Source organism: Cupriavidus taiwanensis (genome assembly GCF_900250075.1).
GTDB lineage: Bacteria > Pseudomonadota > Gammaproteobacteria > Burkholderiales > Burkholderiaceae > Cupriavidus > Cupriavidus taiwanensis_C.
The window spans coordinates 847610-872125 of sequence record NZ_LT977070.1; the positions used below are offsets into that span (position 1 = coordinate 847610).

At 69.6% G+C, this 24516-nt stretch carries 20 protein-coding genes; 10 read left to right on the forward strand and 10 right to left on the reverse strand.

The genetic code is table 11. The features are described 5' to 3' along the window. Window positions 1–237 precede the first annotated feature (237 nt). Together CBM2588_RS04005 and CBM2588_RS04010 are read left to right on the forward strand one after the other, a co-directional pair. The gene (locus CBM2588_RS04005; protein ID WP_439897440.1) at window positions 238–3234 is read left to right on the forward strand and encodes a DEAD/DEAH box helicase; all 2997 of its coding nucleotides are present in this window, start codon (window positions 238–240) and stop codon (window positions 3232–3234) included. A 184-nt stretch (window positions 3235–3418) separates the two neighbouring features. Continuing rightward, window positions 3419–4435, forward strand: a complete 1017-nt coding sequence (locus CBM2588_RS04010; RefSeq protein WP_115679454.1) for a Bug family tripartite tricarboxylate transporter substrate binding protein — start codon at window positions 3419–3421, stop codon at window positions 4433–4435. A 28-nt stretch (window positions 4436–4463) separates the two neighbouring features. On the opposite strand, the gene CBM2588_RS04015 is transcribed toward CBM2588_RS04010, so the two are convergent. Then, the gene (locus CBM2588_RS04015) at window positions 4464–5600 is read right to left on the reverse strand and encodes a helix-turn-helix transcriptional regulator (protein ID WP_115679455.1); all 1137 of its coding nucleotides are present in this window, start codon (window positions 5598–5600) and stop codon (window positions 4464–4466) included. A gap of 101 nt (window positions 5601–5701) precedes the next feature. Next, a complete protein-coding gene (locus CBM2588_RS04020) occupies window positions 5702–6805 on the reverse strand; it encodes a helix-turn-helix transcriptional regulator (protein ID WP_115679456.1) in 1104 nt (367 codons plus the stop codon). Window positions 6806–7221: 416 nt separating this feature from the next. Between CBM2588_RS04020 and CBM2588_RS04025 the strand changes: the two genes are divergently transcribed. The 7 genes from CBM2588_RS04025 (at window position 7222) to CBM2588_RS04055 (ending at window position 15065) form a co-directional block, all read left to right on the forward strand. After that, complete coding sequence (locus tag CBM2588_RS04025; RefSeq protein ID WP_115679457.1) at window positions 7222–8418, forward strand: phosphoglycerate kinase; 1197 nt, start codon at window positions 7222–7224, stop codon at window positions 8416–8418. Window positions 8419–8509: 91 nt separating this feature from the next. Further along, on the forward strand, window positions 8510–9946 hold the full coding sequence (pyk, locus tag CBM2588_RS04030; RefSeq protein WP_115679458.1) for a pyruvate kinase: 1437 nt from the start codon (window positions 8510–8512) through the stop codon (window positions 9944–9946). Window positions 9947–9996: 50 nt separating this feature from the next. Further along, window positions 9997–11061, forward strand: a complete 1065-nt coding sequence (fba, locus tag CBM2588_RS04035) for a class II fructose-bisphosphate aldolase (RefSeq protein WP_018008879.1) — start codon at window positions 9997–9999, stop codon at window positions 11059–11061. A gap of 163 nt (window positions 11062–11224) precedes the next feature. Beyond that, on the forward strand, window positions 11225–12133 hold the full coding sequence (locus tag CBM2588_RS04040) for a phosphoribosylaminoimidazolesuccinocarboxamide synthase (protein ID WP_115679459.1): 909 nt from the start codon (window positions 11225–11227) through the stop codon (window positions 12131–12133). 118 nt (window positions 12134–12251) lie between these two features. After that, window positions 12252–12749 (forward strand): 5-(carboxyamino)imidazole ribonucleotide mutase, encoded by a 498-nt coding sequence (gene purE, locus CBM2588_RS04045; protein ID WP_115679460.1) that lies wholly within the window; start codon window positions 12252–12254, stop codon window positions 12747–12749. A gap of 42 nt (window positions 12750–12791) precedes the next feature. Beyond that, window positions 12792–14036: a 5-(carboxyamino)imidazole ribonucleotide synthase gene (locus tag CBM2588_RS04050; protein WP_092307845.1), complete on the forward strand. Its 1245-nt coding sequence runs from the start codon at window positions 12792–12794 to the stop codon at window positions 14034–14036. 39 nt (window positions 14037–14075) lie between these two features. Then, window positions 14076–15065 (forward strand): L-threonylcarbamoyladenylate synthase, encoded by a 990-nt coding sequence (locus CBM2588_RS04055; RefSeq protein ID WP_115679461.1) that lies wholly within the window; start codon window positions 14076–14078, stop codon window positions 15063–15065. Window positions 15066–15113: 48 nt separating this feature from the next. Here CBM2588_RS04055 and CBM2588_RS04060 read toward each other — a convergent pair whose 3' ends face one another. The 7 genes from CBM2588_RS04060 to CBM2588_RS04090 form a co-directional block, all read right to left on the reverse strand. Then, complete coding sequence (locus CBM2588_RS04060) at window positions 15114–15440, reverse strand: AzlD domain-containing protein (RefSeq protein ID WP_115679462.1); 327 nt, start codon at window positions 15438–15440, stop codon at window positions 15114–15116. Continuing rightward, the gene (locus CBM2588_RS04065) at window positions 15437–16285 is read right to left on the reverse strand and encodes an AzlC family ABC transporter permease (RefSeq protein WP_115679463.1); all 849 of its coding nucleotides are present in this window, start codon (window positions 16283–16285) and stop codon (window positions 15437–15439) included. The genes CBM2588_RS04060 and CBM2588_RS04065 overlap by 4 nt, the downstream gene beginning before the upstream one ends. Window positions 16286–16471: 186 nt before the next feature. Then, window positions 16472–18097, reverse strand: a complete 1626-nt coding sequence (dacB, locus tag CBM2588_RS04070; protein WP_115679464.1) for a D-alanyl-D-alanine carboxypeptidase/D-alanyl-D-alanine endopeptidase — start codon at window positions 18095–18097, stop codon at window positions 16472–16474. Window positions 18098–18148: 51 nt separating this feature from the next. Then, window positions 18149–18736, reverse strand: coding sequence for a MarR family winged helix-turn-helix transcriptional regulator (locus CBM2588_RS04075; protein WP_115679465.1), 588 nt, complete (start codon window positions 18734–18736; stop codon window positions 18149–18151). Next, window positions 18733–19884 (reverse strand): ABC transporter substrate-binding protein, encoded by a 1152-nt coding sequence (locus CBM2588_RS04080; protein WP_115679466.1) that lies wholly within the window; start codon window positions 19882–19884, stop codon window positions 18733–18735. Before CBM2588_RS04080 ends, CBM2588_RS04075 begins: the two co-directional genes overlap by 4 nt. 111 nt (window positions 19885–19995) lie before the next feature. Then, the gene (locus tag CBM2588_RS04085; RefSeq protein ID WP_115679467.1) at window positions 19996–21249 is read right to left on the reverse strand and encodes a flavin-dependent oxidoreductase; all 1254 of its coding nucleotides are present in this window, start codon (window positions 21247–21249) and stop codon (window positions 19996–19998) included. 278 nt (window positions 21250–21527) lie between these two features. Next, complete coding sequence (locus CBM2588_RS04090) at window positions 21528–21992, reverse strand: PACE efflux transporter (RefSeq protein ID WP_115679468.1); 465 nt, start codon at window positions 21990–21992, stop codon at window positions 21528–21530. 108 nt (window positions 21993–22100) lie between these two features. On the opposite strand from CBM2588_RS04090, the gene CBM2588_RS04095 reads away from it, so the two are divergent. Continuing rightward, a complete protein-coding gene (locus tag CBM2588_RS04095; protein WP_115679469.1) occupies window positions 22101–23003 on the forward strand; it encodes a LysR family transcriptional regulator in 903 nt (300 codons plus the stop codon). On the opposite strand, the gene CBM2588_RS04100 is transcribed toward CBM2588_RS04095, so the two are convergent. Then, window positions 23000–24511: an efflux transporter outer membrane subunit gene (locus tag CBM2588_RS04100; RefSeq protein ID WP_115679470.1), complete on the reverse strand. Its 1512-nt coding sequence runs from the start codon at window positions 24509–24511 to the stop codon at window positions 23000–23002. The genes CBM2588_RS04095 and CBM2588_RS04100 overlap by 4 nt on opposite strands. Window positions 24512–24516: the final 5 nt, after the last annotated feature.

Sequence of the window (24516 nt, forward strand, 5' to 3'; positions counted from 1 at the left end):
TCCCTGCGCCGTGGAAATAGCAAAAACGATATTGTAAGCCGCGGGGGCATGGGTCACAACGCGATGCCGGCGCTGCGGCGGTCTAGAATGCCTCTTTTTATGGCGATTCCGTTCAGTTAACCGCTCGTCGTTCCCGCGCAGGCGGGAACCCAGCGTCTTTATGAGTCACTGGATTCCCGCCTGCGCGGGAATGACGGTGGAGGTTGAATCCTCGTTCCATCGAATCATGCTGTGCCCCTGACTACACACGCCGCCTCCAAATCGCCGCCAGAGTCAGCAGCGTCCATTGAACCGCCGCTACCTGGCTGGCAGCAGGCGCTGGACGCGCTGCGCGCCCTTGCCGGCACCGATCCGGCCACCGCTCAAGGTGCGGCGGCACCGGCCCGGCGCCTGCTGTGGGCGCTGACGCTGGACGCCGACGGCGCGCCCGGCATGATCGAGCCGCTCGAGCAGGTGCGCGGCCCCAAGGGCTGGGGCAAGCCCCGGCCGGTGGCGCTGGCGCGCATCGCCGAGGACGACCGGCTCGAGCCCTGGGATGCGCGCGTGGCGCGCGCCATCCGCCGCGATGCCTCGCACAACCGCCGCTACGTGCTCGACCGCGCCGTGGCGCTGATGGCGCTGGCCGGGCATCCGGGCGTGGTGCTGGCCCACGCGCCCACGCAGACGCTGGACGTGGTCGAGGACGCGCCCGCGCTGGAGGCCGTGCGCAGCGCCGGCCGCTACGTGCTGCGCCTGTTCCCGCCGGTGCGCGAGGCACCGGCGCTGGAGGCACTGCTGCCCGCCGCCGCGCGGCAGGAGGCCGAGGCGCTGCGCCAGTTCACGCTGCTGCGCGACGGCCCGCACCGGCTGCGGCTGATCCGCTATACCCCGGCGCAGTTCGAGGCCGCGCGGCTGATCGGAGACGGCCTGGCGATTCCCGAGGAAGGCCACGCCCGGCTCGACCAGACCCTGCGCGCGCTGGCCGGCCAGTTCCAGATCCAGGCCGATGCCGCGGCGGGCTCGCGCGCGGTCGAGGCCGAGGCACGGCTGCGTGCCGAAGTGGCGCCGGTGGGGCGCGGCATCTCGCTGCGGCTGGTGGTGACGCCGCTGGGCCCGCTCGGGCCGCGGCTGGCGCCCGGTGCCGGACGCGCACGGCTGATGGCCACGGTGCGCGGCGAGACCCTGTCGACGCAGCGCAACCTCGACGTCGAGCTGGCCAGCGTGGCCGAAGTCTTCGCCGCCCTGCCGCAGCTGGTGGCGCTGTCGCCGCCGGGCGGCGAGTACACCTGGGCACTCGACGATCCCGAGGACGCACTCGCGGTGGTCGAGGCGCTGCCGAGGCTGCCCGCGGTGCAGGCGGTCGAATGGCCGCGCGGCAAGGAGCTGCGCGTACTGTCCGCCGACCTGCCGCAGCTGGGGGTGCAGGTCGAGAGCCGCGGCGCGTGGTACAAGTTGGCGGGCGAGCTGCGGGTGGCCGAGGGGCTGGTGCTGGAGCTGGGCAAGCTGATCGAGTGGACCGGCAGCCATGCCGGGCGCTTCGTGCCGATGGGGCAGGGGGTCTACGTGGCGCTGACGCAGGTGCTGCGCGGCCGGCTGCGCGACCTCGCCGGCGTGGCCGAACCCGTGCCCGACGGCATCCGCGTGCCGCAGATGGCCACGCCGTGGCTGGACGACGTGCTGGCCGGCGCCGGCGTCGATCCCGACGCGCATTTCCGCGCGCGCATCGCCCGGCTGCGCGCCGCGCGCGAGAGCGAGATCGCGCTGCCGGCCACGCTGGCGGCCGAGTTGCGCCCCTACCAGGAAGCCGGCTACCGCTGGGCCATGACGCTGGCCGCCTCCGGCCTGGGCGCCTGCCTGGCCGACGACATGGGCCTGGGCAAGACCCTGCAGGCGCTGGCCGTGCTGGTCGCGCGCGCCGGCGGCGGCGCGGCGCTGGTGATTGCGCCGACCTCGGTGTGCGGCAACTGGGCCGCCGAGGCGCGGCGCTTCGCGCCCACGCTCAACGTCCATGTCTATGCCGAGGGCGATCGCGACGCGTTGCTGGCGCAGGCGGGGCCGCATGACCTGGTGATCGCCTCGTACACGCTGCTGCAGCAGGCCGCCGGCGATTTCCGCGCGCGCGCCTGGCATACCGTGGTGGCCGACGAGGCCCAGGCCTTCAAGAACGCGGTCACGCGGCGGGCGCAGGCGATGTTCGCGCTGCCGTCGGACTTCCGCATGGCGCTGACCGGCACCCCGGTGGAGAACCGGCTGGCCGAGCTGTGGTCGGTGATGCGGTTTTGCAATCCGGGCCTGCTGGGCTCGCTGGCCCGCTTCAACGAGCATTTTGCCAACCCGATCGAACGCGCGGGCAGTCGCGAGGCGCGCCTGCGGCTGCGCCGCATGGTCGCGCCGTTCGTGCTGCGCCGGACCAAGGCGCAGGTGCTGGATGAGCTGCCGCCTCGGACTGAGCTGGTGATCCGGGTCGAGCCCGAGCCGGTCGAAGCCGCGCACTATGAGGCGCTGCGCCGCCAGGCCCAGACCGAAGCCGAGGCCGCGCTGGCACGCGTCGAAGCCGCGCGCAAGGCCTCCCGTGATGCGCCCGCCGGCGCCAGGGCACGGGCGCTGGCGCAGGCCCAGCACCAGGCGCAGGCGCGCCTGCACGTGCTGGCGCAGCTGATGCGGCTGCGCCGCGCCGCCTGCGATCCGCGCCTGGTCACGCCGGAAGTGAGCGGGCAACTGAGCCAAGGCGCCAAGGTGCGGGCCTTCGTCGAACTGGCCAGCGGGCTGGCCGCCAGCGGCCACAAGACCCTGGTGTTCAGCCAGTTCGTCGATTTCCTGCAGCTGCTGCGGCAGGGGCTGGAGCATGCCGGGCTGGCGCTGCAATACCTGGACGGCGCCACCCCCGCGGCCGAGCGCACGCGCCGCGTGGCCGCGTTCCAGGCGGGCGAGGGCGATGTCTTCCTGATCAGCCTGAAGGCCGGCGGCTTCGGCCTGAACCTGACCGCGGCCGATTACGTGATCATCGCCGACCCGTGGTGGAACCCCGCCGCCGAAGACCAGGCCATGGGCCGCGCGCACCGCATCGGACAGCAGCGCCCGGTCACGGTGTACCGGCTGATCAATGCGGGCACCATCGAGGAGCGCATCGTCGAGCTGCACCGCGACAAGCGCGCGCTCGCCGACGGCCTGCTGGAGGCCGACGACGACGGCGCCGCTGGCAGCGGCGCGCCGCTGCCGGATGTCGACGAACTGGTGGGGTTGCTGAGGCGCTGAAGCGCAGACCGCGCCGAGGTGGTTGCCATATGCCCGCACGGCATACCTTCAGGCAAACTCAGTCGTTTGGTTTTGGCAGGAACCTTGCTATCTTGTTGCGCTGGCCCGGGGCTCAGACCCCGGCCATCATGCAGGTCCGCCGCGCCGGGCCGCTTCCTTGTGACATTCACCCGACGGTGCCCCCATGCCCAACTCGTCCCGCCTGCTTCCGCGCTTGTCCTTCCGTTCCGCCTTCCGCGTGGCCGCGCTGTGCGCCGCCGTGGCCGGCACGGCCAGCCTGCCCGCCCACGCGCAGGGCGAATGGCCGACGCAGCCGGTAACGATCCTGATGGGCTTCACCGCGGGATCCGGCGTCGACATCGTCGGCCGTACGCTGCAGGAATCGCTGCAGAAGTCGCTGAAGACCACCATCGTCTATGACTACCGGCCGGGCGCCGGCGGCAACGTGGCCTCCGAGGTGGTGGCGCATGCCAAACCGGACGGCTACACGCTGCTGCTCGGCACCGCCGCGACGCACGGCATCAACCCGGCGCTGTACAAGACCCTGCCGTTCGATGCCGACGCCGATTTCACCCCGATCGCGCCGCTGGTCGAGGTCTCCAACGTGCTGACCGTCAACCCGGCGGTGCTCGACGTCAAGTCGGTCAAGGAGTTCATCGAGAAGGTCAAGGCCAATCCCGGCAAGTACAACTTTGCCTCCACCGGCAACGGCACCGGCACCCACCTGGCGTTTGCCGAGTTCAATGCGCGCGCCGGGCTGGACATGGTGCACGTGCCCTACAAGGGCGGCCCCGATGCGCTGCAGGCAGTGGTGAAGGGCGAGGTCTGCTGCATCTTCAACCAGGTGCAGAGCGTGCTGCCGCAGTTCCGCGCCGGCAAGGTGCGCCTGCTGGGCGTGACCACCAAACAGCGCGTGCAGGTGATCGGCGATGTGCCGACCATTGCCGAGAGCGGCCTGCCCGGCTTCAACAGCACCATCTGGTTCGGCCTGTTCGGGCCGAAGGGGCTGGACCCGAAGATTGCGCGCAAGGTCAATGACGCGGTCAAGGTGGCGCTGGAAACGCCGGCGATCCGCCAGAAGCTGGTCGACGCCGGCAACACGCCGCGGGTCGAGACCGTGGAGCAGTTCAAGGCCACGGTGAAGGCCGACCGCCAGAAGTGGGCGGGCGTGGTCAAGACCGTGGGCGCTTCGATCGACTGATGCGTCGCCGGCGGCAGCGCCCGCGGCGCTAGGGGCGCACGCCCAGCCGCGTGAGCAGGTGCGCCAGCTGCGCCTGCGTGCCGGTGCCGGTCTTGGTGAAGATCGCCTTGAGCTGGGTGCGCCCGGTCTCGCGCCGGATGCCGATCAGCTCGCAGGCCTCGGGCAGGCCGATGCCCGAAGACAATTGCAGCGCCAGCCGGATCTCCGCCGGCGTCAGGCCGTAGAGGTCGCGCAGCACGGTCGGCAGCGTCATCGGCGCGGCGCCCGGTTCGTGGATCGCCACCAGCACGCTGGGGCGCTGCCATTCCAGCGCGAGGTGATGTGCCGGGGGCAGCGGCATCAGGATTACCTGCGCCTGCCGCCCGGCGCCGTCGACGGCGCGCAGCGCCTGCGCCGGCTGCGCGCTGGCCGGGTTGCTCGCCGCGCGCAGCGCTTCCGCGAACGGGCGCGACAGGGTCCAGCCGCCATCCTCGCGCGCGGCCAGCGGCGCCGCGACGCTGGTCTCGATCGACACCGCCGGCAGCAGCCGGCGCACCCAGGCTTCGCCGATGCTGTTGGCCAGCAGCGCCTTGCCATCTTCGCGGAACACGATCACGCCGAACGGCAGCCGCTCCATCAACTGCGACGACGCATGCGCCAGCGCCGACACCTGGTGGGTGCGCTCGCGCAGCGCCATGGCCTGGCGCACGTGCGGGATGGCCCAGTCGAGCGCGCGCGCGTCCTCGGGCGAGTAATGGTCGTGGCCATGCGGGCGCTGCAGCGACAGGAACACGTCGTAATGCGGCTGGCGCTCGATCAGGCAGGCCATCACCGACGACTGTTCGATCGGCCGCAGGAACTCGCCGTAGAAGGGCGACTGCCGCATGACCTGCGGCCCCAGCTCGCGCGAATCGATATACCAGCTGCCCACCGCCATGCGCCGCGCGAACGGCAGCGCCGGGTCGATCGCGGCGAACTGGTCGCGATAGGCGGCGACGGCCTCCGGCATCGGGTTGACCTCCTGGTGTACCAGCACGCGCTGGTGCACGGTGTCGAGCACGAGCAGATGCGCGTGGCTGCTGCCGCTGGCCTGGCACAGCGCGCTCAGGCTGCGCTGCCAGGCATCGGCGTCGAAAATCCCCTCGTACAGCGCGCGAATGGTGTCGTGCATCTGTGTGTCGCTCATGGCTTCCCTTCTTTTTACTTCTTGTACTTTTGGGGTACTTTACCCGCGTGGCAGAGCGCGTGCCGCCGGCGCGGCGCCGGCCGGTGGCACGGCTTGCGGGTTCAGCCCTGTTCCAGCGCCGCGCCCAGGCGCGAGAGCAGGTGCGTGAGCTGGGCCTGGCTGTTGCAGCCGGTCTTGTGGAACACCGCCTTGAGCTGCGTGCGCGCGGTTTCATGACGGATGCCGAGCTGCTGGCTGGCTTCGGGCAGGCCCTGGCCGTGCGCCAGCTGCACGCTCAGCCGGGTCTCGGCTGGCGTCAGCCCGTAGAGGTCGCGCAGCACGGGACCGAGCAGCAGCGGGGCGCGGTCCTGCTCGTGCACGATCACCAGCGCGGCCGGTTCCTGCCACTGCGCGGCAAAGGCGTGCGACGGCGGCAGCGGCAGCACGATGACCTGCGCACTGGCGTCGCCGCTGGTGGCGCGCGCCGCCTGGGCGGCCACGGCGTGGCGCGGGTCGCAGGCGGCCTGGACCATGCCGGCGAACGGGCGCGACAGGGTCCAGTCCGACACCTTGCCCGCCGGGTCCAGGCGCCGCGCCCAGCGTTCGCCGGCGCGGTTGCACAACAGCACGTGGCGCTGCGGCGAAAACACCAGCAGGGCGAAATTGAGCCGCTCCACCAGCTGCGTCGACAGCCGCGCCAGCACCGTCAGCCCGAGGGTGCGGTCGCGCATCGCCATGGCGCTGCGCATATGCGGGATGATCCAGTCCAGGCCGCCGGTGTCGACGCTCGAGAACAGCGGCTGCCGGCGCGCGCGCTGCATCGAGAAATAGACTTCGTAATGGGGCTGCCGCTCGACCAGGCAGGCCACGTAGGAGCGCAGGCCATAGCGGTGGAAGAAATCGCGGTAGAACGGATGGCGCGCCATGGTGCCTTCGCCCAGCTCGCGCGCGTCGATATACCAGCCGCCCGGCTGCAGGGCCGGCGCGAACTGCTTGGCCGGGTCGATCGCCTGGTAATCCGATTCGTATTCGGTGAACAGCTCGACCACCGGATTGACGATCTCGTTGACGCTGATCTGGTCGCGCACCGTGTCCCAGACCATCATCGAGGCATGTGCCGCGCCCGCCAGCCCGGTCAGGGTGCGCAGGCTGTCCTGCCAGGCTCCCGGATCCAGAATGCCCTCGTACAAGCCGCGGATCGCTCCGTGAATGTCGGCTTCATTCATCTGACTTACCCCTTGCATTCGCGACAAAATAAATGCGCGGCGCCGGTGGTGCGTCCGCTTGCAACCCGGCATGCTTTGTTGTTCTGGCTGCTTGCGGCGGGCCGTATTGTCAGCCTCTTGTCGGTTGCCGCTTGTCCTGGCCGTTTGTAAACCGGCTCTGGCGTGATCGTGTGCCTGTTGTAGCAGACGTTGCGTACATTACCGCACTTGGGGGTCTCGCGGAAAACGCGCGCGCCCCTTCTTTGGTGGGGAGTCAGGGCGGCGGGGCGCGCGTCGGCACTGGCTGGTGGGTCGGTTTGTGCCTTGCGGGCCGCATCATGGCCGGCGCCAGTCCGGATTCGGCAAAGCCCCGATCGCGTTCAGGTAAAATGCCGGTTTCCCCGAGTCCGCAGCGAAATCTCGCGCCATCCACCGTCATGACCTCTGTCCTGCGTCTTTCCGATCTGATCTCCCAAGGCAAGCTTTCCGGCAAGCGTGTGTTCATCCGTGCCGACCTGAACGTGCCGCAGGATGACGCCGGCAACATCACCGAAGACACCCGCATCCGCGCCTCCGTGCCCGCCATCGAGGCCTGCCTGGGCGCCGGCGCCGCGGTGATGGTCACGTCCCACCTGGGCCGCCCCACCGAGGGCGAGTTCAAGCCCGAAGACTCGCTGGCGCCGATCGCCGCGCGCCTGTCCGAACTGCTTGGCAAGCCGGTCAAGCTGGTGCAGAACTGGGTCGACGGCGTCGAGGTGGCGCCTGGCCAGGTGGTGCTGCTGGAAAACTGCCGCGTCAACAAGGGCGAGAAGAAGAACAGCGACGAGCTGGCGCAGAAGATGGCCAAGCTCTGCGACGTCTACGTCAACGACGCCTTCGGCACCGCGCACCGCGCCGAAGCCACCACCCACGGCATCGCCAAATACGCGCCGATCGCCTGCGCCGGCCCGCTGCTGGCCGCCGAGATCGACGCGCTGGGCAAGGCCCTGGGCCAGCCGGCGCGCCCGCTGGTGGCGATCGTGGCCGGCTCCAAGGTCTCGACCAAGCTGACCATCCTGAAGTCGCTGGCCGACAAGGTCGACCAGTTGATCGTTGGCGGCGGCATCGCCAACACCTTCATGCTGGCCGCCGGCCTGAAGATCGGCAAATCGCTGGCCGAAGCCGACCTGGTCGGCGACGCCAAGGCCATCATCGACATCATGGCCAGGCGCGGCGCCTCGGTGCCCATCCCCGTCGACGTGGTCTGCGCCAAGGAATTCAGCGCCACCGCTACGGCCACCGTCAAGGACGTCAAGGACGTGGCCGACGACGACATGATCCTCGACATTGGCCCCAAGACCGCCGCGCTGCTGGCCGAGCAACTGAAGGCCGCCGGCACCATCGTCTGGAACGGCCCGGTGGGCGTGTTCGAGTTCGACCAGTTCGGCAACGGCACCAAGGTGCTGGCGCAGGCCATCGCCGAGTCGAAGGCGTTCTCGATCGCCGGCGGCGGCGACACGCTGGCCGCCATCGCCAAGTACGGCATTGCCGACCGCGTGGGCTATATCTCCACCGGCGGCGGCGCGTTCCTGGAATTCCTGGAAGGCAAGACGCTGCCCGCCTTCGAAGTGCTGGAGCAGCGCGCCGCAGGCTGACGCATCCGCCCCGCGCCCGGCGGAGCCGTGGGCCCGCCGGTCGCGCCAACCGGCCGTCGGGCCATCGAGCGCTGAAACCAGGAAACCCCGCATGACCCGTTCCACCAAGATCGTCGCCACCATCGGCCCCGCCTCCAGCTCGCTGGAAATCCTGACGCGCATGATCGCGGCTGGGGTCGACGTGGTGCGGCTGAACTTTTCGCACGGCACCGCCCAGGACCATCTCGACCGCGCCCGGCTGGTGCGCGAGGCGGCGCAGGCATGCGGGCGCGAGGTCGCCATCATGGCCGACCTGCAGGGTCCCAAGATCCGCGTGGGCAAGTTCGAGCACGGCAAGGTCCTGCTCAAGCCGGGCGAGCCCTTTATCCTCGATTCCAACTGCAAGCTCGGCAACGAAGAGCGCGCCGGCCTGGACTACCAGGACCTGCCGCGCGACGTCGGCCCGGGCGACCTGCTGCTGCTTAACGACGGCCTGATCGTGCTGGTGGTCGACCGCGTGTTGGGCAACGAGATCTTCACCACCGTGCGCGTCGGCGGCGAGCTGTCCAACAACAAGGGCATCAACCGCCAGGGCGGCGGGCTGTCGGCGCCGGCGCTGACCGCCAAGGACATGGAGGACATCAAGACCGCCATGGCGCTGGGCGCGGACTACCTCGCGGTGAGCTTTCCCAAGAACGCCACCGACATGGAAATGGCGCGCCAGCTGGCCGCCGTGGCCGGCCAGCCGCACGGCCACCGGGCCCGCATGATCGCCAAGATCGAGCGCGCCGAGGCCATCCATCCGGGCGTGCTGGAAGAAATCCTGCAGGCCTCCGACGGCATCATGGTGGCGCGCGGCGACCTTGCCGTGGAAGTCGGCAACGCCGCCGTGCCGGCGCTGCAGAAGCGCATGATCCGGCTGGCGCGCGAGGCCAACAAGCTCACCATCACCGCCACCCAGATGATGGAAAGCATGATCGTCAACCCGGTGCCGACGCGCGCCGAGGTCTCGGACGTGGCCAATGCCGTGCTGGACGGCACCGACGCCGTGATGCTGTCGGCTGAAACCGCCGCCGGCCGCTATCCGGTCGAGACCGTCGAGGCCATGGCCGCGGTCTGCATCGAGGCCGAGAAGTCCGAGGTGGTGCAGCTCGACACCGATTTCCTGAACCAGACCTTTTCGCGCATCGACCAGTCGGTGGCGATGGGGGCGCTGTTCACCGCCTATCATTTGCAGGTGAAGGCGATCGCGGCGCTGACCGATTCCGGCGCGACCGCGCTGTGGATGAGCCGGCACCGCATCCATGTACCGATTTACGCGATGACGCCCAACCTGGCGTCGCAGCGCAAGATGCAGCTGTACCGCAACGTGGTGCCGCTGCCGCTGCAGTCGAGCACCGACCGCGATACCGCGCTGGAGCAGGCCGAGGAGCTGCTGCTGGCGCAGGGCGTGGTGCAGCGGGGCGATTTCATCGTGCTGACCATCGGCGAGCCGATGGGACAGCCGGGCGGTACCAACACCCTGAAGATCGTCAGGGTGGGGCATTGAGCGCCGACAGAAGAATACCGAGACATCTCATTTTCATTTAGGAGTTAGACATGCCACTCGTTTCGATGCGCCAGCTGCTGGACCACGCAGCCGAGAACAGCTACGGCCTGCCGGCCTTCAACGTGAACAACCTCGAGCAAGTGCAGGCCATCATGCAGGCGGCCGACGAGGTCAACGCTCCGGTGATCATGCAAGCCTCGGCCGGCGCCCGCAAATATGCCGGCGAGCACTTCCTGCGCCACCTGATCGAAGCCGCGGTCGAAGCCTATCCCCATATCCCGGTGGTGATGCACCAGGACCACGGCCAGTCGCCGGCGATCTGCCAGGCCGCGATCGACCTGGGCTTCTCGTCGGTGATGATGGACGGCTCGCTGCGCGAAGACGGCAAGACCCCGGCCGACTACGAATACAACGTCGATGTGACCCGCAAGGTGGTGCAGCTGTCGCACGCCATCGGCGTGACCGTCGAGGGCGAGCTGGGCTGCCTGGGCTCGCTCGAAACCGGTGAAGCCGGCGAAGAAGACGGCATCGGCGCCGAAGGCAAGCTGGACCACTCGATGCTGCTGACCGACCCCGAACAGGCCGCCGACTTCGTCAAGGCCACCCAGCTCGACGCGCTGGCGATTGCCATCGGCACCTCGCACGGCGCCTACAAGTTCACCCGCAAGCCCACCGGCGACATCCTGGCGATCAACCGCATCAAGGAAATCCACGCCCGCATCCCCAACACCCACCTGGTGATGCACGGCTCGTCGTCGGTGCCGCAGGAACTGCTGGAAGAGATCCGCAAGTTCGGCGGCGACATGAAGGAAACCTACGGCGTACCGGTCGAGGAAATCCAGGAAGCGATCAAGTACGGCGTGCGCAAGATCAACATCGACACCGACATCCGCCTGGCCATGACCGGCGCGATCCGCCGCTTCTTCGTCGAGAACCCGAGCAAGTTCGACCCGCGTGAATACCTGAAGCCGGCCCGCGAAGCCGCCAAGCAGGTGTGCAAGGCGCGCTACCTCGCGTTCGGCTGCGAAGGCCAGGCCGGCAAGATCAAGCCGGTGGCGCTGAGCGAGATCGCGCAGCAGTACAAGTCGGGCAAGCTGGCGCAGGTCGTGCAGTAAGTTTCAATCGTCGTTCCCGCGCAGGCGGGAACCCAGCGTCTTTAACGCGGCGCTGACCAAAGGCAAAAGTCACTGGGTCCCCGCTTCCGCGGGGACGACGCATTTTTAAGCGTCAGTGTTTTTTGCAGACGCTGTGCTTTACCTCCGTTCGATCGGAACCATCATGACCAACGCTCTCTACCAGTCCTCCATCAACTCGCTGCCGCTGCTGGGCCACGGCAAGGTGCGCGACAACTACGCCGTCGGCAACGACAAGCTGCTGATCGTCACCACCGACCGCCTGTCGGCGTTCGACGTCATCATGGGCGAGCCGATCCCCGACAAGGGCCGCGTGCTGAACCAGATGGCGAACTTCTGGTTCCGCAAGCTCGCGCACATCGTGCCGAACCACGAGACCGGCATCGCACCCGAGACCGTGGTGGCCGCGGATGAAGTGGAGCAGGTCAGGGGCCGCGCGGTGGTGGTCAAGCGCCTGAAGCCGATCCTGGTCGAGGCCGTGGTGCGCGGCTACCTTGCCGGCAGCGGCTGGAAGGACTACCAGGCCACCGGCAAGGTGTGCGGCATCGAGCTGCCGCCGGGCCTGCAGAACGCGCAGAAGCTGCCCGAGCCGATCTTCACCCCGGCGGCCAAGGCCGAGATGGGCGAGCACGACGAGAACATCTCGTTCGCCGAGGTCGAGGGCCGCATCGGCATCGCGCTGGCGCGCCAGATGCGCGAGATCTCGATCCGCCTGTACAAGGAAGCGGCCGAGTTCGCCGCCACGCGCGGCATCATCATCGCCGATACCAAGTTCGAGTTCGGCCTGGACGACAACGGCGTGCTGACGCTGATGGATGAAGTGCTGACCGCCGACTCGTCGCGCTTCTGGCCGGCCGATTCGTACCAGGTCGGCACCAACCCGCCATCGTTCGACAAGCAGTTCGTGCGCGACTGGCTGGAAGCCGTGCGCATCGACGGCAAGCCCTGGCCCAAGACCGCGCCGGCGCCGCAGCTGCCGGACGACGTGATCCAGAAGACCGCGGCGAAGTACCGCGAGGCGCTGACGCGCCTGACGGGCGAAGAGTTGAAGTAAGACTACCTCGTCATTCCCGCGCAGGCGGGAATCCAGCGTCTTTTGCGAGCCTCGATGCATAACCTAAAGTCACTGGGTTCCCGCCTTCGCGGAAATGACAACCGAAGGAACAAAGAAAGTGAGCAAGCAAGATAAGCCATTGGTCGGCGTCGTCATGGGCAGCAGCTCGGACTGGGACGTGATGCAGCACGCCGTGGCGATGCTGAAGGATTTCGGCGTGCCGTTCGAAGCCCAGGTGGTGTCCGCGCACCGCATGGCCGACGACATGTTCCGCTATGCCGAGAGCGCGCGCAGCCGCGGCCTGCGCGCCATCATCGCCGGTGCCGGCGGGGCCGCGCACCTGCCCGGCATGATCGCCGCCAAGACCATCGTGCCGGTGTTCGGCGTGCCGGTGCCGTCGAAGTACCTGCGCGGCGAGGACTCGCTGCTGTCGATCGTGCAGATGCCCAAGGGCGTGCCGGTCGCCACCTTCGCCATCGGCGAGGCGGGTGCGGCCAACGCCGCGCTGCACGCCATCGCCACGCTGGCCACTACCGACGACGCGCTGGCCGCGGCGCTGGGAGCCTTCCGCGCCAAGCAGACCGAAGCCGCGCGCGCCATGACCTTGCCGCTGTAAATGCTGCCGCTGTAACCCTCCGGACCGACACGGAACCGAGCAATGCCTACCGATATCCATCCCCACCTCTCCGAAGCCCACACGCCGGAATCGCGCGCCGAGTTCGGCGTCGACCGTCCCGACGCGCCCATCCTGCCCGGCGCGTGGCTGGGCATGCTGGGCGGCGGCCAGCTCGGCCGCATGTTCACGCATGCGGCGCAGGCGATGGGCTATCGCGTATGCGTGCTCGACCCGGACCAGGACAGCCCGGCCGGCGTGGTCGCCGACAAGCATATCTGCGCGCAGTACACCGACGAGGCCGCGCTGGCCGAGATGGGCAAGCTGTGCCAGGCGGTCAGCACCGAGTTCGAGAACGTGCCGTCGCTGTCGCTGGACCGGCTCGAGCAGCTGGGCGCGTTCGTCGCGCCGCGCGGCTACTGCGTGTCGATCGCGCAGAACCGCATCGGCGAGAAGAAGTTCTTTGCCGCGTGCGCCGAGCGCACCGGCGTGCCGACGGCGCCGCACTGGGTGATCCAGCACGACGCCGACGTCGACCAGCTGCCCGACCACGTGCTGCCCGGCATCCTCAAGACCGCGCGCATGGGCTATGACGGCAAGGGCCAGGCGCGCGTGAAGACGCGCGACGACGTGCGCGCCGCGTGGAAGGCGATGCAGCATGTGCCGTGCGTGCTGGAGCAGATGCTGCCGCTGGCGTACGAGGTGTCGGTGCTGGCCGCGCGCGGCGCGGACGGCGCCACCGCCACCTGGCCGCTGGCCGAGAACGTGCACCGCGACGGCATCCTGTTTTCGACCGAGATGCCGTCGACCAGCGTCTCGCCCGAGATCGCCGAGCGCGCCCGCGCCGCCGCCGCCGCGATTGCCACCGAAATGGGCTATGTCGGCGTGCTGTGCATCGAGTTTTTCGTGCTGACCGATGGTTCGCTGGTCGCCAATGAAATGGCGCCGCGCCCGCACAATTCCGGCCATATCACCATGGACGCCTGCGAGACCAGCCAGTTCGAGCAGCAGGTGCGCGCCATGGCGCGGCTGCCGCTAGGCAGCACGCGCCAGCATTCGGCCGGCAAGATGCTGAACCTGCTGGGCGACGTGTGGTTCGAGTTCGGGCTGGAGCGCACCCCGGCCTGGGACGAGGTGGTGGCGCAACCCGGCGCCAAGCTGCACCTGTACGGCAAGAGCGATGCGCGCCCGTCGCGCAAGATGGGGCACGTCAACTGCATCGGCGAGCATGCCGAGGCCGCCGACGCCGCTTTCCAGGCGGCCGCGCAGGCGCTGCACATCCCGCTCTGAATTTCCGCCGACCGCCACGCCACCCTTTGAAGGAACACGATGTCGCCGCGCACGCCCACGGCCGCCGAACTGGATGAAGCCGTCCGCCTGCTCGAGGCCGGGCAACTGGTCGCCTTCCCGACCGAGACCGTCTACGGCCTTGGCGCCGACGCAGAAAACCCCGCGGCGGTCGGCCGCATCTTCGCGCTCAAGGGCCGGCCGTCGAACCATCCGGTGATCGTGCACGTAGTCGACGGTGCCGACATCGGCTACTGGACCGACGACGTGCCCGCGGCCGCGCAGCAGCTGATCGACGCCTTCTGGCCCGGCCCGCTGACGCTGATCCTGAAGCGCGCCGCGCATATCGATGCCGCCGTCGCCGGCGGGCAGGACAGCATCGGCCTGCGCTGCCCGTCGCATCCGGTGGCGCAGGCGCTGCTGTCGCGCTTCAAGCGCGGCCGCGGCGGCATTGCCGCGCCTTCCGCCAACAAGTTCGGCCAGGTCAGCCCGACCACCGCGCAGCATGTGCGCGAGGAATTCGGCGACGCGGTCTATGTGCTGGAAGGCGATGGCGTCGAGGTCGGCATTGAATCGACCATCGTCGACCTGTCGCGGCTGGACCAGGGCATCGGCCCGGTGCTGCTGCGCCCGGGCGCGGTCACGGTGGGGATGCTCGCGCAGGTGCTGGGCGAAGCCCCGCTGCCGCCGGACGCCGCCGCGCCGCGCGCGTCGGGAACCCTGAAGGCCCACTACGCCCCGCACACGCCGCTGCTGCTGGCCGATGCGCAGGCCGCCGCCGCGCGCCTGGAAGCGCTGCCGGCGGATGCCCGCGTGGCATGGGTCGGGCGCGCGCCGCTGGCGGACCAGCGCTGCACCTGGGTGCAGGCGCCTGCCGATGCCGCCGCCTATGCGCAGGAGCTGTACCGGCTGCTGCGCAAGCTCGACCGGCAGGGGTACACGCAGCTGGTGTTCGAGGTGTTGCCCGAAGGGCAGGACTGGGCCGGAGTGCGCGACCGGCTGGAGCGGGCGGCGGCGGCGTTTGGGGGCTAGGGCGGACAGGGGTTTGCCGCTGGCCTGACCTGGTCGATCCGCCGGCCCTTACCCCCCCAGCACCCGCAACGCCGTATAAACCGCCATCCCCACCACGATCATTCCCACCATCTTCCTGGTCAGCAGGTAGAACACCGTCGCGGCCACGCCCGCCATCAGCTTGTAGTTGGAAAACGCCACGGTGAAATGCCCCTGCCAGGTCATCAGGTCCGGCAGGATGATGGCGGCCAGCGCCGCCGCCGGCGCATAGCGCAGCGCGCGCTGGATGCGGTCGGGCACGGTGATGTGCTCGCCCGCCATCAGAAACAGCGCGCGCGTGACCACGGTGACGACCGCCATGCCGACCAGCGCGATCCAGACTTCGGTATGGCTCATGCGCGGTCTCCCGGTACGTCCGCCGGCTCGGGCGCTGGCTTGGAAGCGGGTTTGGAAGCGGGCTTCGACAGCGGTGCCTGCCTGCGCCGCTGGATGCCGCGCAGCGCGGCGCGCGCGGCCAGTTCGTCGCTGGCCATGCCGGCGGCGATCGCGCCCACCACGGCCACCACCAGCCCGAGCCGGTACGGCAGGTCGAAGCACAGCAGCGCCAGCACCGCGGAGATCACCACCGCCATCAGCGTCGAGCGCGAATTGATGGTGGCGATCATCACCGGGATCAGCGCCATGGTGCCGGCCAGCCCCAGGCCCCAGCTGTCCGGGAACAGGCTGGCCAGCACGATGCCGATGATCGACGACACCTGCCACATGCAGAAATTCGTCAGTGCCATGCCCCAGAAGTAGCCTTCCTTGCCGGGCTCGTAGCCCGGTGTGCTGTACTTCTGCAGGAAGTAGACGAAATGCAGGTCGCCGTTGAAGAAGCCCAGCACCGTGCGCCGCGCCAGCGTCAGGTAGCTGAAATGCGGCTGCATGCCGGCGCTGAAGATGACGAAGCGCAGGTTGACCATGGCCGCGGTCAGCCAGATGGTCCATAGCGGCAGCCCTGCTGCGAACAGCGGCAGCACCGCCAGCTGCGCCGAGCCGGCGTAGACCAGCAGCGACATGCCGATGGCCTCGGGCACGGTCAGCACGGATTTGCTCATGGCCACGCCCGTGACCAGGCCCCAGGAAAATACCGCGGGCAGCGACGGGGCAAAGCGGCGCGCGCCGTCGATAAAGCCGGCGCGTTCGGCGGGTGCGAAGCGATGCCAGAGGCGCAACCACACCGGGGGTTGTGGGGAAGTCATGTCAGAGGAAGCGGGGGCGATGCGGCCCGGGGCCGCAGGCCGGCCCGGAAGGCTGCCGCCGCAGGACGCGCCGGCACCCAGGCATTATAGGGTGGGATGGCGGGCTGGTAAGCGAGCGCTTAACAAAATGCCGCCGCGCGTTGGAGGCAGGCCACGGCCCCGCGCCCCAGCCCGCCCGGCGGGGCGTCAATGCGCCCCGCGGTACACCCACTGCAGCAGCGCGTCGTGCGCCTCCTGCGCCTGCGCGGCGTTGGCATGGTTGATCATGCTCACCACCACGTAGCGGCCGCCCTCGGCGGCATCGACGTAGCCGGCCAGCGCGCGCACATCGGCCAGCGTGCCGGTCTTCAGGTAGCCGCTGCCGGCCGCGCTGGCGCGGGTCAGGCGGTTGCGCAGCGTGCCGTCGACGCCCAGCACCGGCAGCGAGTCGATCAGCACCGGGCCGACCGGGCTGGCCGCGGCCTGCTGCAGCAGCCGCGCCATGTCATAGGCGCTGATTCGTTCCGCGCGCGACAGGCCCGAGCCGTTGTCAAGCACCAGGCCCGGCAGCTCCAGCCCCTGCCGCGCCAGCCAGCGCTGCACCACGCGGATCGAGCGGCCGGTGCTGGCGGGCCCGCCGCGGTCCATCTCGGCGCCGAGGGTCAGGAACAGCTGCCGCGCCATCACGTTGTTCGAGAACTTGTTGATGTCGCGCACGATGTCGGCCAGCGGCAGGCCGTAATGGCGCGCCAGCAGCACCGCGCCGCGCGGCACCTTGCCGCTGCGCAGCGCGGGCAGGCGGGCAAAGCGCCCGCCGGCGCGCTGCCACTCGGCGACAAAGCCGCCCCAGGTGAATTCCGCATGCGACAGCGTGGCGATATTGAGCACGTGCTCGCCGCAGTCGCTGGAATAGTCGCCCGAGAACGAGGCCAGCACGGTGCCGTCGGCCTGCGGCAGCACGGTCGGGCTGGCGCTGCTCTGCCAGTCGCCGCAGCGGCCGTTGGTCAGCGTGAGGCGGTTGTCCAGTTTCAGCTGCGCCAGCTCCGGCGTGACGCTGACCGCCACGGTCTGCGAGGCCGGGTCCGGCGTCAGCGTGAACGACAGCGTCTTGAAGGCGTACAGCAGCGCATCGGGGCCGACGTTGTAGGCGCGCTGCACCTCGCCGTCGATGGTGCCGTTGCTGTCGAGGCCATCGGCGAAGTAGCTGCGGTCCAGCACCAGGTCGCCGTTGATGGTGTTGGCGCCGGCGGCGCGCGCCCGCGCCACCAGCTTGGCCATTTCCTCGGGCACCAGCTTGGGATCGCCGTGGCCGCGCAGGTAGACGTTGCCGTTGACGGTGCCGTCGTTGCCCGGCTGCGCGTCGGCGTAGAGCGAGGTCTGCCAGCGATAGTCGGGCCCGAGCAGCTGCAGGCCGGCGAAGGTGGTGACCAGCTTCATGGTCGACGCCGGGTTCATCGGCAGCTGCGCGTTCCAGCTGGCGCGCGCGGTGCTGTCGCCCAGCCGCACCACATAGAAGCTGGCCGCTGCAGCCGGCACCCCGGCGCGGCGCAGCGCCGCGGCCACCGGCGCGGGCACGCCGGCGCTGACCAGCGCCGGATCGGTGGCGGCTTTGGTGGCCGCTTTGGCAGCGGCTTTGCCGGCTTTCGGCGCTTTGGCGGGCTTGGTCGCCTTGGCCGCCTTGGCGGGCGGCTTGGCGTAGGCCGGGGTCAGTGCCGGACCGCCGGCCAGCAGCACGGCGGCAAGGATGGACGAGAGCAATAGCGACAGGCGGCGCGGCAGCGCGCCGGGTCGCGCTGCGGTGGGCGCGGCGAGGGTTCTTGGCATGGCGGCCATGTTAACGCATGGCCGCCCGCAAGCGGATGACAGTTCCGCGGGGCCGGCGGTTCAGCCGGCGCGCGGCGGTGCCAGCCGTGCCAGCAGCGCTTTCAGCGTGGCCTGCTCGGCCTCGCTGAGCGCCGAGCTGACGTGGTCGTCGTGCGCCTGGACCGCCTGCGTGGCGGCTTCGAGCGTGCGGCGCCCGGCCGGGGTCAGCACCAGGCTGTAGGCGCGCCGGTCGCCCGCGGCGGGGCGGCGCGCCACCAGCTTCATGGCTTCGAGCGCATCCACCAGCAGCACCGCGCCCGACCGCGCGATGCCGAGGATCTGCGCCAGCTCGGTCAGCTTCAGGTGCGGGTTGCGCGAGATGATCACCAGCGCCGAGAAGCGCGGCGGGGTGATCTGCCATTGCGCCAGCGACTGCACGAAGTCTTCGTAGATGCGGATCTGCGCGCGGCGGATGGCGTAGCCGACCAGGTTGTCGAGCACGCCGTAGTCGATGTTCGGCACATGCGGGTCGAAGCCGCCATCGGCGCCGTCGCCGGCGGCCGGGTCGGGCGCCAGCGCATCGCGCGTCCTGCGCCGCGCGGGCGCTGCGGCGGTGCGGGCCCGCCGCGCGGGGGTGGCGGGCGGGGTGCCGGATGCGTCGGGAATCATTTGAGCAGTTTCCAGTTGCCGTTCTCTATTGTCACCATAACCCGACCACGCTGGTCAAAGCCATAGTGGTCTTGCGCACTGAAGTTCAGCACCCCGTGCGAGACCACGATGTCGCGCTCGGTTTCCAGTGCGTGGCGCAGCGCCTGGCGGAAGGCCGGCGTGCCGGGGCGGGCCTGCTTCAGCGCCACCGGCACGATGCGCTCGAGCACCAGCCCGGCATCGTAGGCATGGGCGCCGAACTGCGTGCGGGTCTCGGCCCCGTACTGCTTTTCATAGCGGGTGACGTAGTCCAGCCCTGGCTTGCGCACCGGATCGCCGGCGGGCAGCTGCTCCGGCACGATCACCGGGCCGGCGGGCAGGATCGCGCCGTTGACCAGGCGCCCGCCGATGCGGATCAGGTCCTTGGTGGCCGCGCCGTGGGTCTGGTAGAGGGTGCCGCCGTAGCCGCGCTCGCGCAGCGTGGTGTGCGGCAGCGCCGCGCCGGTGCCGGCGCCGGCGATCAGGATGGCGTCGGGCTTGGCGGCGATCAGCTTGAGCACCTGCGCGGTCACGCTGGTGTCGGCGCGGCCGTAGCGCTCGGTGGCGATCAGGCGGATGCCGTTGGCGGTGGCGGCGGCGGTGAAGTCCTTCAGCCAGGTTTCGCCGTAGGCATCGGCAAAGCCGATAAAGCCGATGGTCTTGACGCCCTGGTTCTTGGCGGTCGCCGCCACGGCATTGGCCATCAGCCGCACCGGCTGCGCCAGCCGGAAGGTCCATGCGCCGCGCCCGGGCTTGAGTTCGATCGGCGAGAACGCCAGCTGTACGGTCTGGGCTTCGTCGGCGACCTCGGCAATCGCGATCGACGGCGCCACCGCGGACGAGCCCAGGATGATGTCGACCTTGTCCTCGGCGACGAAGCGGCGCGCCGCCTTGGCGCCCTGGGTCGGATCGGAGGCATCGTCCAGCACGATGTAGCGCACCGGCTCGCCGCCGATCCGTTGCGGCAGGTAGGCCAGCGTATTTTTTTGCGGGATGCCGAGAGAAGCGGACGGGCCGGTGGTCGACAGGCTGACGCCGACGGTGATGTCGGCGAGGGCGGTGGTGGCGGTGAAGGCCAGCAGGGCGGCCAGCGCGAGGCGGGTGAGGTCGGTTGGGGTTCGGGGTGCCATGGTTGTCTCCTCGGTCTGAATGATCTTATGTGTTTTCCATCCCGCTGGATTGCTTCCCTCTCCCGCTTGCGGAAGAGGGAGTACACCCGCGGTAGTGATCAAGGCATCGCCTTACGCCTTGCCCTGCATCGACTGCCGGTCGAACCCCGCCAGCTGCTTGTACCGCAGCGAAATCGCTTCCAGCTCCGCGCGCGGAATCACCTGTTCGATATCGCTGAACCCCTGCGGCGCGCGCTCCTCGGCCAGCTGCATCACCTGCTCCGGCCCGTTCATGCGGTTGCGCAGCACGATGCCGGCGGTGCGCGGCAGGCGCTCGGCCTCGTATTCGCGCAGCGCGTAGCCAGTGTCGCGGGTGCCGAGCAGGCTGTCGACCAGGTAGCGCGCGTCGAGGATGGCCTGGGCGCTGCCGTTCGAGCCGATCGGATACATCGGGTGCGCGGCGTCGCCCAGCAGCGTGACGCGGTCGAAGGTCCAGCGCGGCAGCGGGTCCTTGTCGACCATCGGGAATTCGTAGATGGCCTCGGCGCCGTCGATCAGCGCGGGGATGTCGATCCAGTCCCACTGCCAGTTTGCAAACCGGGCGCGGAACACGGCCTTGTCGACCTGCTTGTTCCAGTCGCTGCGCGGCGGGGTGTCGGACACGCTGTCGGGCACGCGCAGCTCGGCAATCCAGTTGACCAGCGCGCGGCCCTGGCGGCGCAGCGGTTCGGAGATGGGGTAGGCGACGAACTTCTGGTCCTGGTGCCCGGCCATGAACATCGAGCGGCCGTCCAGGTAGGGCGGCGCCTCGGTGACCGCGCGCCACAGCAGCCGGCGCGAAAAGCGCGGCAGGTCGCCGGCGGGATAGAAATGGCGGCGCACCGCCGAATGGATGCCGTCGGCGCCGACCAGCACGTCGGCGCCGGACTCTACCACGGCGTTGTCGGCGCGGCGGCGCAGCACGAAGCGCGCCTGGCCGCGCGCGCCGGTATCCAGCACGGACTCGAAACTGTGGCCGGTATGGACCGCGCCGGCCCCCAGGCGCTCGACCACGGTGCGGTGCAGCAGCATCTGGAATTCGCCGCGATGGATCGAGAACTGCGGCCAGTCATAGCCGGCGGCCAGCCCGCGCGGCTCATGCCAGATGCGCTGGCCCAGCTTGTTGTAGTAAGACAGGGACGAGGTCTCGACCGCGATCGCGGCCAGCGCATCGCGCAGGCCCAGCTCGGACAGCACGCGCACGGCGTGCGGCAGCAGGTTGATGCCAACGCCCAGCGGGCGCAGCGTTTCGCTGGCTTCCCAGACCTCGGCCTCGATGCCGTGGCGGTGGCATAGCAGCGCCAGTGTCAGGCCGCCGATGCCGCCCCCGGCGATTGCGATTTTCATGGTGTCTCCCCGCGTGCAGGTCGCGCCGGGGCCGCGCACGCGGCGCCGCTCCCGGCGAATCGAATTTGTTATGGAGTATAACAATTCGGGCGAATCCCCTGCAGATAAGGAAAAACCCGCAGGAGCGGGTTTGATAGGAAGTACAGGTAGCGTGCCGATCACTACCGTCATTCCCGCGAAGGCGGGAATCCAGCGTCTTTCAAGTCCCCTTCGGGGATGAAGTCACTGGGTTCCCGCCTTCGCGGGAACGACGTGTCAGGGTAGTGAAAAACCCGCGCTCAGCCCAGCGCGGCGTTTTCCGGATTGGCCGGGGCCGCGGCCTGGGCCTTGAGCGCCGGCACCGGGAACACGATGTCGTACAGCCAGTTGTACACCAGCGCGTAGAGCATATAGAAGCCGGCCACGGCGATGTCCATGATGAGCGCGTCGAGCAGGCTGATGTCGAGGTACCACGCCAGCGACGGCAGGAACACCACCAGCAGGCCCAGTTCGAACAGCACCGCGTGCAGCACGCGCACCGGCACCGACTTGCGCAGCTGGCCGGTGAAACGCAGCATGCCCTTGTCGAACAGCACGTTGTAGAGGTAGTTCCAGCCTGTGGCGACCAGCGAGGCGACCGCGCCGATCAGCCCCATCTGGTGCAGTTCATAGCCGAAGGCCCAGCTCGCCAGCGGGGCGAAGATCAGCAGGCCGACCACCTCGAAGCCCACGGCATGGCGGATCCGGTCCCTGGTATTGCGCATGATTTCTCCTTGCGGGCAAATACGATGGTGCCTAGTCTATCTGCTGGGCAGGGATTGCCAAGTTGGATACTATCGCCAGAACAGATAGATGAAAGGGTTGGGTTACGTATGAGTCTCTCTCTGGAGCAATTGCAAGCCTTTGTCGCGGCGGCCGACACGGGCTCGTTCTCGGCCGCCGCGCGCCGGCTCGGCAAGGCCCAGTCGGTGGTCAGCGCGGCCGTGTCCAACCTCGAGATCGATGCCGGCAACGCGCTGTTCGACCGTACCGGCCGCTACCCGGTGCTGACCCCGGCAGGCGAACGGCTGCTGGCCGAGGCGCGCGTGATCCTGGAACGCTGCGAGCACTTCCGCGGCGTAGCCAAGAGCCTGGGCGAGGGTGTCGAGACGCGGCTGGTGCTGGCGGTCGACGAACTCTATCCGGAAGAAACGCTGGGCGCGCTGCTGGTGGAGTTTTCCGGGCGCTTCCCGGCGGTGGAGCTGGAACTGCTGTTCCCGCTGATGGAGGACGTCAGCCGGCTGGTGCTGGAGGGCGGCGCCGACCTCGGCATCATGTGGCGCCAGGAAGTGCTGCCGCCGGAGCTGGGCTTCCATGCGCTCGGCTGGATGCCGATGCAGATACTGTGCGCGCCCGACCACCCGCTGGCGTCGCAGCGGGTCGACTGGGAAGAGCTCAAGCGCTACCGCCAGCTGATGGTCGCGACCCGCACCGACAGCGAGGAAAAGATGCGCCTGCGCGTGGCCGCCGACGTGTGGTGGGTGGAAAGCCAGTGGGTGATCGTCGAGCTGGTCAAGCGCGGGCTGGGCTGGGCCTTCGTGCCGTGGCACGTGGTGGCCAATTCGCCGGCCGCGGCGCAGCTGGTGTCGCCGCCGCTGGCGTTCCAGCAGCAGGACTGGCCGGTGGCGATGGAGCTGGTGTGGCACAAGCAGCGGCCGCTGGGCAAGGCCGCCACCTGGCTGCGCGAGCGCATCTGCGCGCAGCCGCTGCCGAATGCCCCGCAGCGCGGAGCCTAGCGCTGGCCGACGGTGGCGGGAGCGGCGGCTGGCACGCTGGGACTCGCGCTGCCGCTACCACCCACCGGTTGCGCGTGCCAGCCGCCGCCCAGCGCCTTGATCAGCACCACCGCCGCGGTGTACTGGCGGCCGGCGATCGACAGCGCGGTGCGCTCGGCGGTGTAGGCGCTGGTCTGCGCCGTCAGCACATCCAGCAGGCCGGCGGTGCCGGCACGGTAGCGGTTGTTCACCAGGGCCAGCGCCTCGCGCGCCGAGCGCAGCGCGTCGTTCTGCACCACCGCCTCCTGTTCCAGCAGCCGCTGCGCGGCGAGGTTGTCCTCGACTTCCTGGAACGCCCCCAGCACGGTCTGGCGGTAGTTGGCCACGGTCTGGTCGTAGGCGGCCACCGCCTGTGCCTTGGCGGCGCGGCGCGCGCCGCCGTCGAACAGGGTGCCGGCCAGGCCGCCGCCGATCGACCAGATCCGGTCCGGCAGCGACATCCAGCGCGCCAGCGTGCTGGCGGTCAGCCCGCCGCTGGCCGACAGCGACAGGGTCGGGTAGTAGGCCGCCTGCGCCACGCCGATCTGCGCATTGGCCGACGCCATGCGCCGCTCGGCCGCGCCGATGTCGGGGCGGCGCTCCAGCAGCTGCGACGGCACCGCGGCCGGCACGCGCGGCGGCGCGGCGCGGAACTCGCCGGCGGCCAATGACAGCGCCGCAGGCGGCTTGCCCACCAGCACGGCGATGGCATGCTCCAGCTGCGCGCGCGTGATCTGGATGTCGATCTGCTGCGCCTGCGCGCTCTTGAGCTGGGTCTCGGACTGCAGCACGTCGGAGCGCTGCGCGGTGCCCGCCGCGTACTGGTTCTGCACCAGCTGCAGCGACTTCTGGTAGTCGGCCACGGTGCGGTCCAGCAGCGCCTTCTGCGCATCCGCCACGCGCAGCAGGAAGTAGCTCTGCGCCAGCGTGGCCTGCGTCGACAGCAGCGTCGACGCCAGGTCGGCCTCGCTCGCCTGCGCGCTGGCCTCGCTGCTTTCGACCTGGCGCCGCACGCGGCCCCAGACGTCGAGCTCCCAGGTCGCGCCCAGCGTGGCGCTCTGGCCGTTGAGCGTGTTGCCGGTGGCATTGCGCGCGCGTGAGGCGCCGGCCTGCGCATCGACCAGCGGGAAGAAGCCGGCGCGGGCCGCCTGCAGCGACGCCACCGCCTGGCGGTACTGGGCCTCGGCCGCCTTGATGTTCTGGTTCGAGATCTGCACCTCGGCCATCAGCGCATCGAGCTGCGCATCGCCGAATACGGTCCACCAGTCGGGGCGCGCCAGCGCATCCTGCGGCTCGGCGGGCTTCCAGGATGGCTTCCAATCGCCGGTCCACGCCGGGGTGGCAGTATCGGCCGCGGCTTCCTTGAACTCGGCCGACATCGGCGCATCGGGGCGCTGGTAGTCGGGGCCGACGGCGCAGCCGGCCAGCAGCAGCGCGCATGCCAGTGGTACCGGCAGGGCCTGGGACAGGAAACGGGTAAAAGCATTCATGTCGA

Coding starts and splice junctions, on each gene's coding strand:
- CBM2588_RS04080 (WP_115679466.1), bottom strand. CDS start 19,884: ATGGCACCCCGAACCCCAACCGACCTCACCCGCCTCGCGCTGGCCGCC.
- CBM2588_RS04010 (WP_115679454.1), top strand. CDS start 3,419: ATGCCCAACTCGTCCCGCCTGCTTCCGCGCTTGTCCTTCCGTTCCGCC.
- CBM2588_RS04055 (WP_115679461.1), top strand. CDS start 14,076: ATGTCGCCGCGCACGCCCACGGCCGCCGAACTGGATGAAGCCGTCCGC.
- CBM2588_RS04065 (WP_115679463.1), bottom strand. CDS start 16,285: ATGACTTCCCCACAACCCCCGGTGTGGTTGCGCCTCTGGCATCGCTTC.
- CBM2588_RS04100 (WP_115679470.1), bottom strand. CDS start 24,511: ATGAATGCTTTTACCCGTTTCCTGTCCCAGGCCCTGCCGGTACCACTG.
- CBM2588_RS04090 (WP_115679468.1), bottom strand. CDS start 21,992: ATGCGCAATACCAGGGACCGGATCCGCCATGCCGTGGGCTTCGAGGTG.
- CBM2588_RS04015 (WP_115679455.1), bottom strand. CDS start 5,600: ATGAGCGACACACAGATGCACGACACCATTCGCGCGCTGTACGAGGGG.
- pyk (WP_115679458.1), top strand. CDS start 8,510: ATGACCCGTTCCACCAAGATCGTCGCCACCATCGGCCCCGCCTCCAGC.
- CBM2588_RS04025 (WP_115679457.1), top strand. CDS start 7,222: ATGACCTCTGTCCTGCGTCTTTCCGATCTGATCTCCCAAGGCAAGCTT.
- CBM2588_RS04060 (WP_115679462.1), bottom strand. CDS start 15,440: ATGAGCCATACCGAAGTCTGGATCGCGCTGGTCGGCATGGCGGTCGTC.
- CBM2588_RS04085 (WP_115679467.1), bottom strand. CDS start 21,249: ATGAAAATCGCAATCGCCGGGGGCGGCATCGGCGGCCTGACACTGGCG.
- dacB (WP_115679464.1), bottom strand. CDS start 18,097: ATGGCCGCCATGCCAAGAACCCTCGCCGCGCCCACCGCAGCGCGACCC.
- CBM2588_RS04050 (WP_092307845.1), top strand. CDS start 12,792: ATGCCTACCGATATCCATCCCCACCTCTCCGAAGCCCACACGCCGGAA.
- fba (WP_018008879.1), top strand. CDS start 9,997: ATGCCACTCGTTTCGATGCGCCAGCTGCTGGACCACGCAGCCGAGAAC.
- CBM2588_RS04095 (WP_115679469.1), top strand. CDS start 22,101: ATGAGTCTCTCTCTGGAGCAATTGCAAGCCTTTGTCGCGGCGGCCGAC.
- CBM2588_RS04075 (WP_115679465.1), bottom strand. CDS start 18,736: ATGATTCCCGACGCATCCGGCACCCCGCCCGCCACCCCCGCGCGGCGG.
- CBM2588_RS04020 (WP_115679456.1), bottom strand. CDS start 6,805: ATGAATGAAGCCGACATTCACGGAGCGATCCGCGGCTTGTACGAGGGC.
- CBM2588_RS04040 (WP_115679459.1), top strand. CDS start 11,225: ATGACCAACGCTCTCTACCAGTCCTCCATCAACTCGCTGCCGCTGCTG.